Below are 18186 nucleotides of genomic sequence, written 5' to 3' on the forward strand. Positions count from 1 at the left end.
TCAATAGGCGATCTGCGCGGTGCGGCGCAGGTCGTCGGCGGTGGCGGTGCCGAAGCCGAAGAACTCCAGATAGGCGGGGATCATCTCGAACAGCATGTCGGTGCCGACCTGATAGCGGCAGCCGCGCGCCGCGGCGGCGCGCAGAAAGGGGGTCATCTCGGACTTCATCACCACCTCGCCCACAAACGCCGCAGGGCCGATGCGGTCCACGTCCATCGGCAGCGGATCGTCCGGCCGCATCCCCAGCGGCGTCGCGTTCACGACGATGTCGAAGCCGGCCGGGTCCTCGTGATCCAGCACCAGCCGCAGGTCGGGATAGTGCTGCGAAAGCCGCCCCGCCAGCCCCTCCATCCCCGCCCTGTTCGGGTCATGCAGCGCCAGTTCCGCCGCGCCCGCCCGCGCCAGCGAGGCGGCAATGGCGCTGCCCACGCCGCCGCAGCCCACGACCAGCGCCCGGCGGCCCTCGATCGGCTGCCCCTTGCGCAGCAGGCCGCGCACGAACCCCTCGCCGTCGAACTGGTCGCCCGTCAGCCGCCCGTCCGGTTCCAGCCGGACCGCGTTGGCCGCGCCGGCGATGGCGGCGGTCGGCGTCACCCGGTCCACAAGGCCCACGGTCGTGACCTTGTGCGGCATCGTCACCAGTGCGCCGCGGATGTTCGACAGCCGGAAGACCATCGGCAGGAAGGCCGCGTAATCCTCGGCCCGCACGCCCATGGGCACCACCACCGCGTCGATGCCGCGGGCGGCGAACCAGGGGTTGTAGATCATCGGCGCCTTGAAGCTTTCGGTGGGAAAGCCCAGGTGCGCCAGCAGCACCGTGCGCCCGGTGATCCGGGGCATGGCCGAAGGTGCGCCGTCCATCAGTGATGCGCCAGGATTTCGCCCAGAAAGGCGCGGGTGCGTTCGTGGCGCGGGTTGCGGAAGAAGGCGTCCGGCTGGTTCTCTTCAAGGATCTGGCCCTCGGCCATGAAGATCACGCGGTCGGCGACCTGCCGGGCAAAGCCCATCTCATGGGTGACGCAGATCATGGTCATGCCGTCGTTGGCCAGCCCGATCATGGTGTCCAGCACCTCCTTGACCATCTCGGGGTCCAGCGCGCTGGTGGGTTCGTCGAACAGCATGGCGATGGGTTCCATGCACAGCGCGCGGGCGATGGCCACCCGCTGCTGCTGGCCGCCCGACAGTTGCGCGGGGTATTTCTCGGCCTGGTTGCCGATGCGGACGCGGTCGAGGTACTTGCGCGCGGTCGCCTCGGCCTCCGCGCGGCTGACCTTGCGGACGCGCAGGGGGGCCAGCATGCAGTTTTCCAGCACGGTCATGTGCGGAAACAGGTTGAACTGCTGGAACACCATCCCGACCTCGCGCCGGATGGTGTCGATGGCCTGCGGGTTGTCGGTCAGTTCGGTCCCGTCCACCACGATGCGGCCCGAACGGATCGCCTCGAGATGGTTGATGCAGCGGATCAGGGTGGACTTGCCGGACCCGGACGGGCCGCACAGCACGATCTTCTCGCCCCGCCGCACGGTTAGGTTCACGTCGCGCATGGCGTGGAAGTTGCCGTAGTATTTCTCGACCTTTTCCATGCGGATCAGGATGTCGTCGGTGCCGGCCATGCCGCGTCCTTTCGTTGTCAGGGTGCGGTCAGCGACGCCACGCGCCGCAGTCCCAGGCAATAACCCTCGGTCCCGCAGCCCGCGATCACCCCGTCGGCGCGCAGGCTGACATAGGAGTGATGGCGAAAGCTTTCGCGCTGGTGGACGTTCGAGATGTGGACCTCGATCACCGGCCCGTCGAAGGCTTTCAGCGCGTCGAGGATGGCGACCGAGGTGTGGGTGAAGGCGGCCGGGTTCATCACGATCCCCGCCGCCTCGTCCCGCGCCTCGTGGATCCAGTCGATCAGCTGGCCCTCGTGGTTCGACTGCAGGAAGCGGAGCCCGACGCCCAGTTCGGCGGCAAGGCGCCCGCAATCGCGTTCCACGTCGGCCAGCGTCTCGTGCCCGTAGATCTCGGGCTGGCGCTTGCCCAGCAGGTTCAGGTTGGGACCGTTCAGGATATAGATCGTGCGAGCCATGATGTCCTCGGCTGGTGCCCGGCGCCACAGGCGGCGCCGGGCGGCAGACTTATTGCGTGACGGTGTAGGGGATGGCGTCCATCTGCGCGGGAAAGTCCGGCGGAGCGAGCTTCATCCACTTGTCATAGGTCGCCTTGTAGGCGTCCGAGGCCATGTGGGCATCCAGAAACGCGTTCAGCGCCTCGTTCCAGTCGGCCTCGCCCAGACGGCTGCCGGCGCCGTTGTAGAGCACGGTCAGCGGCATCTTGTTTTCATAGATGCCGGGACGGGCCTCCTCCAGCCGCTGGATATAGATCTGGTTGCCGCCGACCGCATCCACCTGGCCCGACAGCAGCGCCTGGATGGTCGCGGCATCGTCGTCGAAGCGCATGATGCTGGCGCCGGGCGCCTCGGCCGTCAGGGCGTTGTCCTGGGCAGAGGAGCGCGGCACGCCCACGCGCTTGCCGGCCAGGTCCGCAGCCGTCGCGGCGGCCATCTCCTTGGGTGCCAGCACCGACAGCTGGTTGGCGGCATAAGGGCGCGAATACTGAAGGGACTTCGCCCGTTCCGCGGTCATCCCCATGGTGGCGAACAGCACGTCCACCTTGTCGGTGGTCAGCGCCGGGATGCGGTTGGCGACCTGCAGGGGCACGAACTCGGCCTCGACCCCCAGATAGTCGGCGAAAGCGCGGCCCATGTCGGCGTCGAAGCCGTCGGCCTCGCCCGTCGCGTTGATGCAGCCCCAGGGGCAATTGTCGCCCTGGATGCCGATGATGACCTTGCCCGAGGCCTTGGCCTCCTCGACCGTGCGGGCTTGGGCCGCGCCGGCCAGCACCACCAGCGCCAGCGCGGTCCCGGCGGCGATCCGACGCATGTTTGCGAACTTTCGGTTTGTCATGATTCCTCCCTTGATTGATGCGGACCCACGAAGCGCCCGGATCCCTTGATTACTGTTGCGCGACGGTGAAGCTGACGCTGTCGATGCTTTCCGGCAGGTCCGGCACATCGATCTGCAACCATTCCGAATATGCGGCCTTGAACTCGTCACTGGAAAGATGGTCGTCCAGGAATGTGTTCACGGCGTTGTTCCAGTCAGCTTCGCCGAGGCGTGTGCCAATGCCCTGATACAGGGCGCCGATCGGAAACTTGTTCTCGAACTCTCCGGGCCGGGCGGTTTCCAGCCGCTGGATGTAGAACTGGTTTGCCCCGACTGCATCGACCTGTCCCGACAGAAGCGCCTGGATGGTCGAGGCGTCGTCGTCGAACCGCTGAAGCGTGGCGTCGGTCGGCGCCTGGGCGGTCAGGATCGTATCCATGGGGGTCGAACGGGGCACGCCGACCGCCTTGTCCGAAAGCGCGGCAAGGTCAGGCAAGGCCTGTGATTTGACGGCAGTCACGAAGAGCTCGTTTTCTGCATAAGGCTGGCTGAACTGGACCGACTGGGCGCGTTCCGCGGTGATCCCAAGCGACGCGATCAGCACGTCCACCTTGTCGGCGGTCAAAGCCGGGATGCGGTTGGCGACGGCCATTGGGACGAATTCCGCCTCGACCCCGAGATGGGCGGCGAGGGCGCGGCCGATCTCGGCGTCGATGCCCTGCGCCTGGCCAGTGCTGCCAAGGCAGCCCCAGGGGCAATTGTCGGCCTGGATGCCGATGCGGACGGTGCCCGAGGCCTTGGCCTCCTCGAGGCTGCGTGCCTGGGCGGCGCCGGCCAGGGGCAGCGCCAGCAGGGCGGCGGTCAGGACGGCGCGACTTGTGGTTCCCGAAAGCAGTCTTGCGAACATCGGTCTTCCTCCCGTTCGGTTCGTTTCTTGTCAGCGCGCGGTGGCCGCCGCGAGCCGCAGTTCCATCCGCCGCCCCAGCCGCGACAGCGGCCAGCACAGCAGAAAGTAGATCAGCCCGATCAGGCCGAAGACCAGCAGCGGCTTGAAGGTCTGGTTGGACACGATCTGGCCCGCGCGGGTCAGTTCGATGAAGCCCACGATGGCGGCCAGCGACGTGCCTTTCAGCAGCTGCACCAGAAAGCCGATGGTCGCGGGCAGGGACAGCCGCAGCGCCTGCGGCAGGATCACGTCGCGCATCCGGGCGCGGTAGCCCAGGCCCAGCGCGTGGGCGGCCTCGGTCTGGCCCCCGGGGACGGCCTGGATAGCGCCGCGCCAGATCTCGCCCAGAAAGGCCGAGGCGTGCGCCGTCAGCGCCACCGCGACCGCGCCCCAGGCGGGCGGGCTGAAGCCCAGCAGCGGCAGGCCGAAATAGACCACGAACAGCTGCATCAGCAGCGGCGTGCCCTGAAAGACGGCAATCCAGCCCGCCGCGATCCAGCGCAGCCATTTCAGCGGCGACACCCGCGCCAGCGCCACGAGGAAGCCGAAGACGATGCCCCCGGTGAAGCCGATGGCGGTCAGCGCCAGCGTCCACATCAGGCCGCGGCCGAGAAAGGCGAGTTCCTGTGGTCCGATCATGACGCGCCCCTTTTCAACGGGTCGGATAGGCGAAGGCCCGGCGCGAGACGGCGGCGAACATCGCCATCATGCCCCAGGACACGAGCAGGTAGATCACGGTGATCGTGAAATAGACCTCGAAGGTGCGGAAGGTGTCGCCGTCGATCCGCTGCGCGACCGAGGTCAGCTCATAGGCGGAAATCGAGGTGGCGATGGAGGTCGTCAGCGTCAGCATGATGAACTGGCTGACCAGCGAGGGATAGATCGACCGCAGCGCGGGCTTGAGGATGATGAAGCGGAAGACCTCGGACGGGCGCAGGCCCAGGGCCAGCCCCGCCTCGGTCTGGCCCGTGGGGATCGCCTCGACCCCGCCGCGGATGATCTCGATCGCATAGGCGCCGCCGTTCAGGCCCAGCGCCACGATGGCCGTGACGGTCGGGTTCAGTCGGACGCCCGCCAGCGGCAGGGCGAAGAAGATGAAGAAGATCTGCACAAGAAAGGGCGTGTTGCGGATCACCTCGACAAAGGCGCGGACGACGGCGTGGCCGATCCGGTTCTTGCCGCGCAGGACGGCCACCCCCGCGATGCCGATCACCAGCGCCAGCGCCATGCCCGCCAGGGCCAGGCCGATGGTCGCGGCGGTCCCGCGCACAAGCTCGGGCCAGCGTTCCAGCACGACCCCGAAGTCGAGTTGCACGGCCATGAGCGTCCTTTCCCCACTTAACCCGGGCGCCAAGGCGACCGGACGGAACGCGGCCGCAGCCCGTCCCTTTCCCCAACCGGGACAATGCGCCGCGCAAGGGCGAAACGTCAAAGACGATATCGTCAAACTGCGGAACATCCTGTTAATCGCGCCCCGTCCATGCAAGGATGGCGTCATGCGAGAACTGACCCTGCGCCAGGTCGAGGTCATCCGCGCCGTCATGCTGGCCGGCACGATCCAGGGCGCGGCCACGCTGCTGGGCGTGTCGGCGCCCGGCATCTCGCGGCTGGTCAAGCATACCGAAGACTCGCTCGGCCTGCGGCTTTTCACCCGTAAGGGCGGCCTGTTCGTTCCCGCCCCCGAGGCGTCCCGCGTCTTCGAGATGCTGCACCAGGTCCACCGGCAGATGGAAAACCTGAATGCCGCCCTGGGCTCGCTGAAGAAGGGTGAGGACACCCGGCTCAGCTTTGCCTGCGCCCCCTCGATCGCACAGTTCATCGCCGCGCGCGCGGTGCGCCAGATCCGCCAGCGTTTTCCAGACCTGTTCATCGACCTCAACATCCTAAAGATCGAGGAGGCGACCGACTATCTGCTGCTGGAGCGTGGCGAGTTCGTCATCATGTCCTCGGCCATCGAGAACGCGGCGCTGGTCAGCGAGCCGCTGGTGCGCGGGCGGCTGGTGGCGATCGTGCCCGAAGCGCACCCTCTGGCCGCGCGGGACGCGATCTCGGTGCGCGACCTCGCCGGCCATCCCTTCGTGGGGGTGGACCCCTCGGACCCTTATGGCGCCATCCTGGCCCGCCCCTTCGCCGACGCGGGCCTGCCCCTGCATCACACGATGCGCGGCCGATTTGCCCAGACGGTCATCAGCCTCGTGCGCCACGGGCTGGGCGTCGCGGTGATCGACGAGTTCTCGGTGGCCGAGATCTACATGCCGGGCATCGTCCGCCGCCCGCTGGTGGAACAGGCGGGAATGACCATCTACGCCGTCCGCAAGGACGGCCGCGAGCTGTCGAGCTTTGCCGAATTCGCCGTCACCCGCTTCCGGCGCGAGTTGCAGGCGGCGGTGGCCGCGCCCGTTCCCGGCCAGGCGTCACCGTAACAGGATGTTCCGCGAACTGCCCCGGTTGGTATTTGCAGTTACGCCGTCGCCCGCGCACACTCGGCCCCGTTGGCCAGGGGAGACGCGACATGAAGACCTGCATCGCGACGGTGTCGATCTCGGGCACGCTGCGCGACAAGCTTGACGCGATCCGGGCCGCCGGCTTCGACGGCATCGAGATCTTCGAGCAGGACTTCCTGGCCGAGGACATCTCGCCCCGCGAGGTGGCGCGGATGGTGCGCGACCACGGGCTCGAGATCGTCCTGTTCCAGCCCTTCCGCGACTTCGAGACCCTGCCCGAGCCGCAGCGCGCCCGCGCCTTTGCCCGCGCCGAGCGCAAGTTCGACCTGATGGGCGAGCTGGGGACAGATCTCGTGCTGTTCTGTTCCAGCGTTCATGCGGACTCGCTGGGCGGCATCGACCGCGCCGCCGCCGATTTCCGCGCACTGGGCGACATCGCGGCCCGCCGCGGCATCCGCGTGGGCTATGAGGCGCTGGCCTGGGGCCGGCACGTCAACGACCACCGCGACGCCTGGGAAATCGTGCGCCGCGCGGACCACCCCAACATCGGGCTGATCCTCGACAGCTTCCACACGCTGGGGCGCGGGATCGACCCCGACACCATCCGCAGCATTCCGGGCAACCGCATCTTCTTCGTCCAGCTGGCCGACGCGCCCGCGATCCCGATGGACCTGCTGTATTGGTCGCGCCATTTCCGCAACATGCCGGGCGAGGGCGACCTGGACGTGACCCGTTTCCTGCGCGCCGTTCTGGCCACCGGCTACGACGGTCCCCTGAGCCTCGAGATCTTCAACGACCAGTTCCGCCAGGGCCTGCCGCGCGGCATCGCGCGCGACGGCCATCGGTCGCTGACAGCCGCGCTGGACGCGGTGCGCCGGGCCGAGCCGCAGATCGCCGTGGACCTGCCCGCCTTTCCCGCCCCCCGCGCCGCCGAGTGCGTCGAGTTCATCGAGTTCGCCACCTCGGCCGCCGAGGCCCCGGCGCTGGAGGCGATGCTGTCGGCCGCGGGGTTTGCGCGGGCGGGCGCCCATGTGTCCAAGCCGGTGGCCGTCTGGCGCCAGGGCGGCGTCAACATCCTGGTCAACACCGCGACCGAGGGCTTTGCCCACACCGCCTTTGTCAACCACGGGACCACGGTGGCCGAGATCGGCCTGCGCGTGCCCGATGCCGCCGGCACATTCGCCCGCGCCCGCGCGCTGGGGGCGACCCTGCACGAGCAGGCCGTCACCGGCAACGAACTGTCCATCCCCGCGATCCGGGGGGTGGGGGGCAGCATGCTGCGGCTGCTGGACGCGGGCGAGGATCTGGGGCGCATCTGGGACGTGGACTTCCGCACCGGCCCCGCCGCGCCCGGCGCCGGGCTGACCCGCATCGACCACATCGCGCAGACCATGGCCTATGACGAGATGCTCAGCTGGTCGCTGTTCTACACCACGCTGCTGGCGGCCGAGCGCGCCCCCATGCTGGACGTCGTGGACCCCGATGGCCTGGTGCGCAGCCAGGCGATCCGCAGCGGGGGCCTGCGGGTCACGCTGAACGGCAGCCAGGCGCGGCGCACGCTGGCCGGGCGTTTCCACGAGGAAAGCTTCGGCTCGGCCGTCCAGCACATCGCGCTGGCCAGCGACGACATCTTTGCCACGGCCGACGCCTTGCAGGCGCGCGGCTTCCCGGTCCTGCGCATCGGCGAGAACTATTACGACGACCTCGAGGCGCGCCTGGGCCTCGACCCCGCCCTGACGGCGCGGCTGCGGGCCGCCAACATCCTGTACGACTGCGATGCGAAAGGGGGCGAGTTCTTCCAGCTTTACGGCGCGGCGACCCCCGAGGGGCTGTTTCTGGAAATCTGCCAGCGCCGCGGCGGCTATGACGGCTATGGCGCCCCCAATGCCCCCTTCCGCATCGCCGCCCAGAAACGGATGTTGCGCCGCCCGGCCATGCCCCGGTTCTGACGATTGGACCTGTTGTCGATCAACGGCCCGATCTTTCTGGTGATCGGGGCGGGCTTTCTGGCGGTGCGCACGGGCTATGTTCCTGCCGGGGGGCTGCGGACGCTGGGCGACGTCGTCATCCGGGTCGCGCTGCCCGCGCTGATCCTTGCCAGCTTCGTCCGCTCGCCCCTGGCCGAGATCATCCGCCCGGATTACGTCGCGGGCTATGCGCTCGGCTCGCTCGCGGCCTTTGCGCTGGCCCTTCTGGTCAGCCGCCGCGGCTTTGGCCTGCCCCTGGACCGGGCGGCGGTGCTGGGCCTGGGGGTGGCGGCCTCCAACAGCGGCTTCATGGGGTATCCCGTGGCGCAGGGGATCTTCGGCGCGCCGGCCGCGGGGCTGTTCCTGGCCCAGTGCATGATCGTCGAGAACCTGCTCATCCTGCCACTGGGGACCTCGCTGCAAGGCGGGGGCACGGCGGGGTCCATCCTGCGCGCGACCGTCGCGGGGATGGTCCGCAATCCCATCGTGATCGCCCTGATCGCCGGGCTGGCGCTGTCGGCCGCGCGCGTCCCGCTGCCGGGCGAGGTGCTGGGCGCGCTGGACCTGCTGCGCCAGATCTCGGCGCCCCTGGCGCTGTTCGTGCTGGGCGGAACGCTGGCGGCGCTGCCGCTGGCGGGGATGCTGGGGCCGGGCCTGGCGGTGACGGCGGGCAAGCTGGTGCTGCATCCCCTGCTGGTCTTCGGCGCGATGACGCTGGTCGGTGCGGACCCGGGGCTGAGGGCGGCGGCCACGCTGTTTGCGGCCATGCCGATGCTGACGATCTTCCCCATCCTTGCCCAGCGGACCCGCGCCGAGGGCCTTGCTGCCGCCGCGCTGGTCGCCGCCACGGCGCTGAGCTTTGTCACGCTGGGGTTTGCAACCCGCTGGCTGGGGCTGGCGGGCTGAAGGGGCGAAAACACCAGCGGCTGCAGGATCGCGGGCCGCAGCCCGTCCGCCGGGGCGGCCGGGACCGGCGCCCGCGCGGGTGCAAGGCAGGCCGACGCGTGAAACCACGCCCGTTCGCTAGCCGGCAAGGCGGCCGACCCACTGGATCACCCCGAACAGGACAGCGGTCAGCGCCAGGGTGCCGGCAAGCCCCGCCGCCACGGCTGTGCCGTCGCGCTGCACCATCCCCCAGGCGAGCAGCACGAGACAGAGGGCCGGGGGGACGTTGAAGAAGGGCAGGGGCAGCAGAAGCAGGACCGACAGGTAAAGGCAGGCGAGGCCGAGCAATCGCTCCTGCCCCGCCAGAGGCGTCCAGCGGAGGTGAGACATCCGCTCTGCCCGGCCGAGGACCGGCGCCACCCGCGATCGCAGGACCCCGACCAGCCGGTGCGGCAGGACCTGGCGGCGCAGCCAGCGCGGCAGGGTTGCCGCCTCGCCGAAGACGGCGAGATGCGCGGAAATCGCGACCAGCGGCACGCCAAGAAAGGCCGCTGCGCTTGGCACAGGAATCGGCAGGGCCTCGGGCAGGCTCAGAAGCAGAAGGGCGACGCCATGCGCGCGCGACCCCGTCGCGGAAAGAAGAGCGCCCAACGTGACGGGCTGCCCTTCCGGCAGATTTTCCAGAGCCTGTGTGAGCGTCCCCTTGGCGGTCATCCTTTCCCGTCCTGCTTGGCCGACATGATCGTGGATCCGATGCGTCAGATGGTAGCGCACTGCAAAGACATGGGGACAGGTGATTGTCCCGCGCGTTGAACCGGACGGCCTGCACCGCTAGGATGAGCCTGACGTTTTCGAGGCGTGTGGCACGTCGCGCCAGGCGTCGGGGCCCTTCGTCAGCAGCAGGGATCGGACGCTTGAACGAGATATCTCCCAAGGACCGGGCGGCCTTGCACCTGCCGGAACCCACGCAACGCCAGGGCATATCCGACGCCGACGATCTGCCCGAGGCGTTCCGGGCCTTGAACCGGATCCAGGCGGCCGCGGCGAGCAGGCTCACGGGCGGCTTGTCGCCGGTCGGGTTGTCGCTGGCGGTCATGGACTGGTGGATGCACCTGCTGATGGCGCCCGGAAAGCAGATGCAGCTGGCACAGAAGGCCGTGCGAAAGACGGCCCGGCTGGGACTGCACGCTGCGACCATGGCCAGCGGGGCGGACCCTCTGCCCAGCATCGAGCCCTTGCCGGGAGACAACCGCTTCCGCGCCGAGGCCTGGCAGCAGCCGCCCTTCTCGCTGTGGGCGCAGGCCTTTCTGCTGAACCAGCAGTGGTGGCACCAGGCGACGCACGATGTTCCGGGGGTGGCGCCGCATCACGAGGAGATCGTCTCCTTCACCACGCGTCAGGTCCTCGACGTCTTCTCGCCCTCCAATAGCCCGTTCACCAACCCCGAGGTCATCGCCCGCACCATCGAAACCGGCGGGCAGAATTTCGTGCAGGGCCTGCGGAACTGGCTTGAGGATTCCCGGCGCACCCTCATGAAGCAGCCGCCCGTGGGCAGCGAGGCCTTTCGCGTGGGCAGGGATGTCGCGACCACCCCCGGCAAGGTCGTCTTCCGCAATCACCTGATCGAACTGATCCAGTATGCCCCCGCGACGGACACGGTGCGGGCCGAGCCGGTGCTGATCGTCCCGGCCTGGATCATGAAATACTACATCCTCGATCTCTCGCCGCAGAACTCGCTGATCCGCCACCTGGTCGGGACGGGGCACACGGTCTTCTGCATCTCGTGGCGCAACCCCTTGGCCGAGGATCGCGACCTGTCGATGGACGACTATCGCCGGATGGGGGTAATGGCCGCGCTGGACGCAGTCACGGACATCGTGCCGGGGGCCAGGGTCCACGCCACGGGCTATTGCCTGGGGGGCACGCTGCTGGCGATCGCGGCCGCCGCGATGGGCGGCGCGGGGGATCAGCGGCTCGCCTCGGTGACGCTGTTTGCGGCGCAGACGGATTTCTCGGAACCGGGGGAACTCGCGCTCTTCATCGACCACAGCCAGATGCGGGTGATGGAGGGGATGATGTGGGACCAGGGCTATCTTGCGGCCGACCAGATGGCGGGCGCCTTCCAGCTTCTGCGGTCGAACGACCTGATCTGGTCGCGGCTGGTCAAGGACTACATGACCGGGCAGCGGACGCCCATGACGGACCTGATGGCCTGGAATGCGGACACGACGCGCATGCCCTATCGGATGCACAGCGAGTATCTGCAGCGGCTTTACCTGGACAACGAACTGGCGGCCGGCCGCTTCATGGTCGATGGCCGCCCCGCCGCCCTTCAGAACATCCGCGTGCCTCTGTTCGTCGTGGGCACCGAGCGGGATCATGTCGCGCCGTGGCGGTCCGTCTACAAGATCCATTATCTCGCCGACACCGAAGTGACCTTCGTGCTGACGAGCGGCGGGCACAACGCAGGCATCGTCAGCGAGCCGGGCAATCCGCGCCGGCACTATCGCGCGGCCCGCCAGCGCAGGGAGGATCACGTCATCGGAAGCGAGGACTGGCTGGCGGCGGCGGCGACCAGGCCCGGGTCCTGGTGGCCGGAATGGACCAGCTGGCTCGACGCCGGTTCGGGCCCGGACCGGGTGGCGCCACCGGCCCTGGGCAGCGCACGCCATCCCCCGATCATGGATGCGCCCGGCAGCTATGTCCTGCAGCGATGACGCGGACCCCGGCATCCGCCAGGCGGCGGTGCGGCCCGGGCAGGTCCAGCCGCCCTTGACGCGGCCGAGGAAGCCCGCTGCACTGGGCCGCGGAAGGAACCACATGCCATGCCCGACACCCGGCCGATGACCGCCGCCCGCCCGACCGTCCTGGAAAACAGGACCTTCGACGAGATCGCGCTGGGCGATACCGCGTCGATGACGCGCAAGCTGACAAGGGACGACATCCGGCTGCTGGCGGCGCTGACGGGGTTCAACGGGGGCGGCGCGGTCGATCCCGACGCGGCGGCCGAGGCGCATCTGGCCGAGCGGCTCAGCCACGGGATGCTGGCCAGCGCGCTGGTCGCGGGGGTGCTTGGCACCCGGCTGCCGGGGCCGGGCGCGACCCATCTGGGGCAGGACCTGGCCTTCCTGGCCCCCATCCGCGCGGGCGACACCCTTGCCACAAGGATCGAGGTCGTGGAACGCGACCCTGCCACCCGCAGGCTGCGCCTTGCCTGCCGCTGCACCAACCAGGAGGGAACGGTGGTCATCGAGGGTCGCGTCGATCTGATCGCGCCCGCCGAAAAGCGCCGCTGGCAGCGCACGAGCCTGCCCGAGGTCCGGCTGGCCCCGCAGGGCAACGGCGGGACCACGCGGCTGCTCGACCTTGTGCGCGGGCTGGACCCGGTGCGGGCGGCGGCGGTGCATCCCTGCGACGCGCTCAGCCTGTCGGCCGTGATCGACGCGCGCGATGCCGGGCTGATCGTTCCGGTGCTGGTCGCCCCGCGTGCCCGCCTTGAGGCCGTCGCGGCCGAGGCGGGGCTGGACCTGGGCGGCATCGCCATCGAGGACGTCCCCCACAGCCACGCGGCGGCCGAGCGGGCCGTGGAACTGGCCGCCGCCGGCACGGTCGAGGTGCTGGTCAAGGGCAGCCTGCACACCGACGAGCTGATGGGCGCCGTGATCGCCGCCAAGGGGGGCCTGCGGACCAGGCGCCGGGTCACGCATTGCTTCGTGATGCAGACGCCGGCCTATCCGCGCCCCTTCATCATCACCGACGCGGCGGTGAACATCACGCCGACGCTGGCGGAAAAGGCCGATATCGTCCGCAACGCGGTCGATCTTGCCCACGCGCTGGGGGTCGAGACGCCGCGGGTGGCGATCCTTGCCGCGGTCGAGACGATCTCGCCGGACATGCCGGCCACGCTGGACGCGGCGGCGCTGTGCAAGATGGCCGACCGCGGCCAGATCGCGGGGGCGGTCCTCGACGGGCCGCTGGCCTTCGACAATGCCGTCTCGGCGGCGGCCGCGCAGGTCAAGGGCATCGTCTCGCCGGTGGCCGGGCGGGCGGACATCCTGGTCGTGCCCGATCTTGAAAGCGGCAACATGCTGGCCAAGCAGCTTGAATATCTCGGCGGCGCCGACACCGCCGGCATCGCGCTGGGGGCCAGGGTGCCCATCGTCCTGACCAGCCGCGCCGATGCCCGCGACACCCGGCTTGCGTCCTGCGCGCTGGCGGTGATGCTGGCGCATCGCTACCGGACCAGCCCCCCATGAGCGACACGGACGACCTGATCCTTGTCCTCAACTGCGGCTCGTCCAGCATCAAGTTCGCGCTGTTCGAACGCACGCGGCCGGTCGCGCGCAAGCCGCTGTGGAACGGCAAGGTGGACGGCATCACCGGCCCTGCGCCCACCTTCGGCGAGACGGGCGTTCCCCCGGCGCCGGTCGCGCTGGACCCTGCCGCGCCCTATACCGCGGCGCTCGCCCATATCGGGGCCCGCATCGACCAGCGCCGGGGCGACCGCGCCATCGGGGCCATCGGGCATCGCATCGTCCACGGCGGTGCGCGCTATTTTCAGCCGGTGCGCGTCGATTCCGATGTCCTGGCTGACCTGCGGGGCTATATTCCGCTGGCCCCCCTGCACCAGCCCTTCGCCCTCGAGGCGGTGGACCAGCTGCTGGCGCAGCGTCCGGGTGTTCCGCAGGTGGCGTGCTTCGACACCGCCTTCCACCACACGGTTCCGGCGGTCGAGCAGATGCTGCCGCTGCCCCGCGCCTTTTGGGACCGGGGCGTCCGCCGCTATGGATTCCACGGCCTGTCCTATGAATACCAGTCGATCGCGCTGGCCGAGCGTCACGGCGCGCTGGCCCGCGGCCGCGTGATCGTCGCGCATCTGGGCAGCGGCGCCAGCCTGTGCGGCATGATCGGCTTGCAGAGCATGGCGACGACGATGGGGTTCTCGGCGCTCGAAGGGCTGATGATGGGCAGCCGCAGCGGCAGCATCGACCCCGGCGCGCTGCTGTACCTGATGCAGACCGAAAAGCTCTCGCCCGAGGAACTGGGCCATCTTCTCTATCACGACTCGGGCTTGCTGGGGGTGTCGGGCCTCTCCTCGGACCCCCGCGTGCTTCTCGCCCGAGAGGGAGAGGAGGCGGCCCGCGACGCGCTGGCGCTATACGTCCGCCGGGCCGTGCGCGAGATCGGGTCGATGACGGCAGCGATCGGCGGGCTGGACCTGCTGGTCTTCACCGCCGGCATCGGCGAGCACAACGCCACGATCCGCGCGCGGATCTGCGACGGGCTTGGATTTCTGGGTGTGGCGCTGGACCCGGCGGCCAACCTTGCCAACGCGCCGGTGATCTCTGCGACCGCAAGCCGGGTCATCGTCGGCGTCGAGCCGACCAACGAGGAATGGATCGCGGCATCCCGGACCGAGGAGGTCTTGCGGGACCCGGACCGGGCGGGCAGGGGACCCGCCGCAGCCTGCTGAGCCGCGAGGCCGGCTCCGCCAGCCCCTCCGCCTCTCGACACGCGGGCAGCAGCCGATGAGATCAGGGTCCGGGTTTGACGAACCGGGCTTTGCTGTTCGGCTCGGCCCTCGTCGCTTTCAGGGGAAATACTCCCTGATCAAGCGCCCAGAGCAGGACCCCGAAGCCGGACGTGCCGCTGGTGTAGGCCCGGCGCCCGCGTTTCGCCGCCCGGATGCCTGCTGCTGTGGCGAGGGGTGCCGCAAGCGCGCTGCACGGTCCCGCCGAAGGGCGAAGGCGCGGTGCAGCAGCGTTCCGGCAAATCCCTCCTGTTCCGTCGAGCAAACCGTGGGGCGGGCGTCGTGCGGAACACGGATTTCGCCCCCTGCCATGGCACCATGCAACTGAAAGAGTGCCCTCAGCAGGGGCTGGCCAACCCGTCATCCACGCGGTTACAGGCCGAAGGGATAGGTTTCCTCGTCACCTGTGCCCACCATGCCCGACAAAGGCGTCACGGCGCGCGTTTCGTCGAACCAGACGAAGGCATCATACTCCTCGGCCAGGGACGCCTCGGAATAGTGGCTCCAGCGTTCGGTCTCGGGCCGATAGATGACGCCGATGTAGCGTTCGAGCCGTGGCTGCGTAAGGGCTGTGCGAACGGACGGCGAGAGATCGCGGCCCATTGGAAGCAGGAAGCGCGGGTATCCGATTTCATGGCAGAGCGCCTCATGACTGTCGGGGCGTGACGGACGCACGGTCTTGATGTCCACGGGCGCATCCCATTCCGACGCGGCGGCGACGGTGCCCGCATGCGTGCCGAAGCCGACCAGCACCGCGGCTTCGCCCCAGGCTTCGCGGCAGAGTTGCCCCAGGTTCAACTCGCCCCGTGTGGTGCCCATTTCGGTGAAGCGCGCGTCCCCGATGTGCGAGTTGTGCGCCCAGACCACCGCCTTGCCGTCCTGTCCGGCGCGGTCGAGACTGTGCTTGAGCGTGTCGAACATATGCCGGTCGCGCAGGTTCCAGGCCTCGCGCGAGGCATGATACATGGCCCGGTAGTAGCGTTCGGCATCTGCAACAAGACGGGCGTTCTGGACCGCGTCGAAGAAGTCGTCGCCACCCTGTTGCGCATAGTGCAGTTCCTTTTGCAGCAGGTCGATCAGGGTTCGGGTGGCCTGCTCCTCGCAGACCGCATGCCCTCTGCTGAGTGCTGCGCGCCCATAACCCGCCAACTCGCGCGTCCAGGGATCGAAGCAGGCATAGCGCGCCCGCGCCTCGCGCCCGGCCTCGGGGTCCACACGGTCGAGATAGCCCAGAACCTCGGCGATCGAGGCGTTCATCCCGTAGAGGTCGAGACCGTAGAAGCGCACGCGGCTATCCCTGGGGGCCTGGGCATTGTGCCGACGCAGGACCTCTGTGAAATCGGCGGCTTCGCGGTTCCGCCACATCCATGTCGGGAACCGCGTGAAGGGGGGCGTGCGGGGCGCGGGCCGGGGCCGCGGGTCGATGCTGCGGTCGATCGCGGCCGCGTCGGGCCAGTCCGCCTCGACGGCGACGATGGTGAAGCCGTGGTTCTCGATCAGGCGCCGGGTGATGGCCGCGCGGGCGCGATAGAACTCGGACGTGCCGTGGGTGGCTTCGCCCAACAGCACGACACGCGCCGAACCATAGCGGTCGAAGGCCGCGGCGAAACCGGGCTCCTCCGGCTCGGGCAGCGGCTGGACCGTGCGGCGCAGGGTTGACAGCAGCGAGTCGGGCTCGGCCGCCGCTTGCACCGGCCCCGCGGCGCGGCGTTCGGCGGGCGTCAGGTGACGCTCGAACCAGGCACACGCGCGCTGTGCGACAGCGTCCAGCGTTCCGGGTTCCTCGAACAGATGCCCCGCCCCCGGAATGATCTCCAGCTGCTTCTCGCAGCGCAGCGCCGCCAGGGCCTGCCGGTTCGCCGCGATCACGGGGTGATCCTCGCCCCCGACGATCAGCAAGGTGGCCGCCCCGACATCTTGCAAGCGCGGGCCGGCGAGATCGGGGCGGCCGCCGCGTGACACCACCGCGACGATCCTGCCGGTCAGTTCCGCCGCCGCGACCAGCGCCGCACCGCCCCCGGTGCTGGCCCCGAACAGGCCGACCGGCAGGTCCGAGACGTCCGGCTCGCCGGCCGAATAGAGAACCGCCTCGACAATCCGCTCGGCCAGCAACGCGATGTCGAACACGGTCTTCCGGTCGGCGGCCTCGGCAGGGGTCAGAAGGTCGAAGAGCAGCGTCGCAAAGCCGCAGGCGTTCAGGTCATCCGCGACAGCCCGATTGCGCGGACTCAGCCGGCTTGACCCGCTGCCGTGGGCAAACAGCACCAGGCCGCGCGCGGCTTCGGGGACGGTCAGTTCGCCGGGAAGGCCCAGCGGCGGAATGGCCACCTGCCGTCGGGAGACGTCGTCCTGCGGCGATGCTGCCCGGGCGCTGTCGGACCATCCCTGCTGCAGAAGCGAGACGGTCTCCTCGTCGCTCAGCTGGTGGAAATCGTCATAGAAGCCCCCGACGCCGTAGAAGACCGGGGCCGGGTTGAGGCAGACCACCAGATCGGCAAGCGTCCTCATCTCGGCGGCGACATCGGCGGGGGCCACCGGGACGGCAACACAGGTCCTGCCCGCCCCCTGCCGTTTCATCGCGATCAGGGCGGCCTTCATCGTCGCGCCCGTCGCAAGGCCATCATCCACGATGATCACGGTGCGGCCCCTGGGATCGGTCTGCCCCCGCTGGCCCAGGTAGCGCACCCGCCGCCGCTCGAGTTCCCGCAGTTCCCGCGCACGGGCGTTCTGAAGATAGTCGTCGGTGACGCGCGTGTGCCGGCGCACCTCTTCGTTGATGACCATCTGCGGTGAGGCCCCGTCGACGAGGGCGCCGAGCGCAAGCTCGGGCGCACCCGGCGCGCCGATCTTGCGGACAAGGATGAGATCGAGCGGCGCCTTCAGCGCGCGCGACACCTCAAGCGCGACGGGCACCCCGCCGCGGGGAAGCGCATAGACGATGGGCCGATCAAGGGACAGCCCGGCAAGATGCGTTCCAAGCATCCGCCCTGCCTCGGCGCGATCGGAAAATCTGAAATCCTGCCAGCCTTTCACCATCCCATGGCTCCCGTGTGCGATGGTCCTTTCTGATGACGGGCCATGACGCCGGAGGTCTTCCACGATCGAGTTTATCACAGGAATCGGCTGGAGGCACGGCCTTGCCGCGATGGTCTCCCTGGACCCTGGACCCTGGACCCTGGACCCGGAATCGCCGCCCCGCCCATGCGGGTGAACTGCACCGCATGTCCTGCAGGAACAGGTGATCCGTTGCATCATGAAGGGGTGCATAGTCCGGCTTTTGCGTGCCCTCGTGCAGATGAGGGTGCAACAGATCGCTTCTGCTGCCCGGGTGATGGACCTTGGCTAAAGATCACCTGCTGCCGACGACAGAGTTCCGCAGGCTGCGTGACGGGCAGGGGGCCGGCGTCCGGGCCGGGCCTGGGCGCCTGCTGGTGGTCGGCGCGACCGGGGTCGTGCGGCGTGCGACGGCACCGCAACCGGACCCTGG

15 protein-coding genes are annotated in these 18186 nt (G+C 69.3%); 6 read left to right on the forward strand and 9 right to left on the reverse strand.

The features are described from left to right. The 7 genes from DPQ23_RS10390 to DPQ23_RS10420 form a co-directional block, all read right to left on the reverse strand. Positions 1-861: a shikimate dehydrogenase family protein gene (locus DPQ23_RS10390; protein WP_240602624.1), complete on the reverse strand. Its 861-nt coding sequence runs from the start codon at positions 859-861 to the stop codon at positions 1-3. Continuing rightward, a complete protein-coding gene (locus DPQ23_RS10395; RefSeq protein ID WP_112874633.1) occupies positions 861-1613 on the reverse strand; it encodes an amino acid ABC transporter ATP-binding protein in 753 nt (250 codons plus the stop codon). Before DPQ23_RS10395 ends, DPQ23_RS10390 begins: the two co-directional genes overlap by 1 nt. 17 nt (positions 1614-1630) lie before the next feature. After that, positions 1631-2071 carry a type II 3-dehydroquinate dehydratase gene (aroQ, locus tag DPQ23_RS10400; RefSeq protein WP_112874634.1) on the reverse strand — a complete coding sequence of 147 codons (441 nt, stop codon included), beginning with the start codon at positions 2069-2071 and terminating at the stop codon, positions 1631-1633. A 49-nt stretch (positions 2072-2120) separates the two neighbouring features. Then, positions 2121-2924, reverse strand: coding sequence for a transporter substrate-binding domain-containing protein (locus DPQ23_RS10405; RefSeq protein ID WP_205961436.1), 804 nt, complete (start codon positions 2922-2924; stop codon positions 2121-2123). 73 nt (positions 2925-2997) lie between these two features. Further along, entirely contained in the window at positions 2998-3834 is an 837-nt protein-coding gene (locus tag DPQ23_RS10410; protein ID WP_112874636.1) for a transporter substrate-binding domain-containing protein, read from the reverse strand. A 30-nt stretch (positions 3835-3864) separates the two neighbouring features. After that, complete coding sequence (locus DPQ23_RS10415; RefSeq protein ID WP_112874637.1) at positions 3865-4512, reverse strand: amino acid ABC transporter permease; 648 nt, start codon at positions 4510-4512, stop codon at positions 3865-3867. A gap of 13 nt (positions 4513-4525) precedes the next feature. Further along, positions 4526-5194: an amino acid ABC transporter permease gene (locus tag DPQ23_RS10420; RefSeq protein WP_112874638.1), complete on the reverse strand. Its 669-nt coding sequence runs from the start codon at positions 5192-5194 to the stop codon at positions 4526-4528. 175 nt (positions 5195-5369) lie between these two features. Here DPQ23_RS10420 and DPQ23_RS10425 point away from each other — a divergent pair, with 175 nt between their 5' ends. The 3 genes from DPQ23_RS10425 (at position 5370) to DPQ23_RS10435 (ending at position 9190) form a co-directional block, all read left to right on the forward strand. Next, complete coding sequence (locus tag DPQ23_RS10425) at positions 5370-6296, forward strand: LysR family transcriptional regulator (protein ID WP_112874639.1); 927 nt, start codon at positions 5370-5372, stop codon at positions 6294-6296. 89 nt (positions 6297-6385) lie between these two features. After that, positions 6386-8266 carry a bifunctional sugar phosphate isomerase/epimerase/4-hydroxyphenylpyruvate dioxygenase family protein gene (locus DPQ23_RS10430; protein ID WP_112874640.1) on the forward strand — a complete coding sequence of 627 codons (1881 nt, stop codon included), beginning with the start codon at positions 6386-6388 and terminating at the stop codon, positions 8264-8266. Between the two features lie 3 nt (positions 8267-8269). Further along, on the forward strand, positions 8270-9190 hold the full coding sequence (locus tag DPQ23_RS10435; RefSeq protein WP_112874641.1) for an AEC family transporter: 921 nt from the start codon (positions 8270-8272) through the stop codon (positions 9188-9190). 117 nt (positions 9191-9307) lie between these two features. Here the strand turns inward: DPQ23_RS10435 and DPQ23_RS10440 are convergent, their stop codons facing one another. Further along, positions 9308-9883 carry an exopolysaccharide biosynthesis protein gene (locus DPQ23_RS10440; RefSeq protein WP_112874642.1) on the reverse strand — a complete coding sequence of 192 codons (576 nt, stop codon included), beginning with the start codon at positions 9881-9883 and terminating at the stop codon, positions 9308-9310. A gap of 200 nt (positions 9884-10083) precedes the next feature. Between DPQ23_RS10440 and DPQ23_RS10445 the strand changes: the two genes are divergently transcribed. From DPQ23_RS10445 to DPQ23_RS10455, 3 genes are all read left to right on the forward strand, one after another. Next, positions 10084-11886, forward strand: a complete 1803-nt coding sequence (locus DPQ23_RS10445; RefSeq protein ID WP_240602626.1) for a PHA/PHB synthase family protein — start codon at positions 10084-10086, stop codon at positions 11884-11886. A gap of 108 nt (positions 11887-11994) precedes the next feature. Continuing rightward, the gene (locus DPQ23_RS10450; RefSeq protein ID WP_112874644.1) at positions 11995-13425 is read left to right on the forward strand and encodes a bifunctional enoyl-CoA hydratase/phosphate acetyltransferase; all 1431 of its coding nucleotides are present in this window, start codon (positions 11995-11997) and stop codon (positions 13423-13425) included. Then, positions 13422-14642, forward strand: coding sequence for an acetate/propionate family kinase (locus tag DPQ23_RS10455; RefSeq protein ID WP_112874645.1), 1221 nt, complete (start codon positions 13422-13424; stop codon positions 14640-14642). The genes DPQ23_RS10450 and DPQ23_RS10455 overlap by 4 nt, the downstream gene beginning before the upstream one ends. 429 nt (positions 14643-15071) lie before the next feature. On the opposite strand, the gene DPQ23_RS10460 is transcribed toward DPQ23_RS10455, so the two are convergent. Then, a complete protein-coding gene (locus DPQ23_RS10460) occupies positions 15072-17966 on the reverse strand; it encodes an erythromycin esterase family protein (RefSeq protein ID WP_240602628.1) in 2895 nt (964 codons plus the stop codon). Positions 17967-18186: the final 220 nt, after the last annotated feature.

The sequence above is a fragment of the Paracoccus endophyticus genome (assembly GCF_003286075.1).
In the GTDB taxonomy this organism is placed as follows: domain Bacteria; phylum Pseudomonadota; class Alphaproteobacteria; order Rhodobacterales; family Rhodobacteraceae; genus Paracoccus; species Paracoccus endophyticus.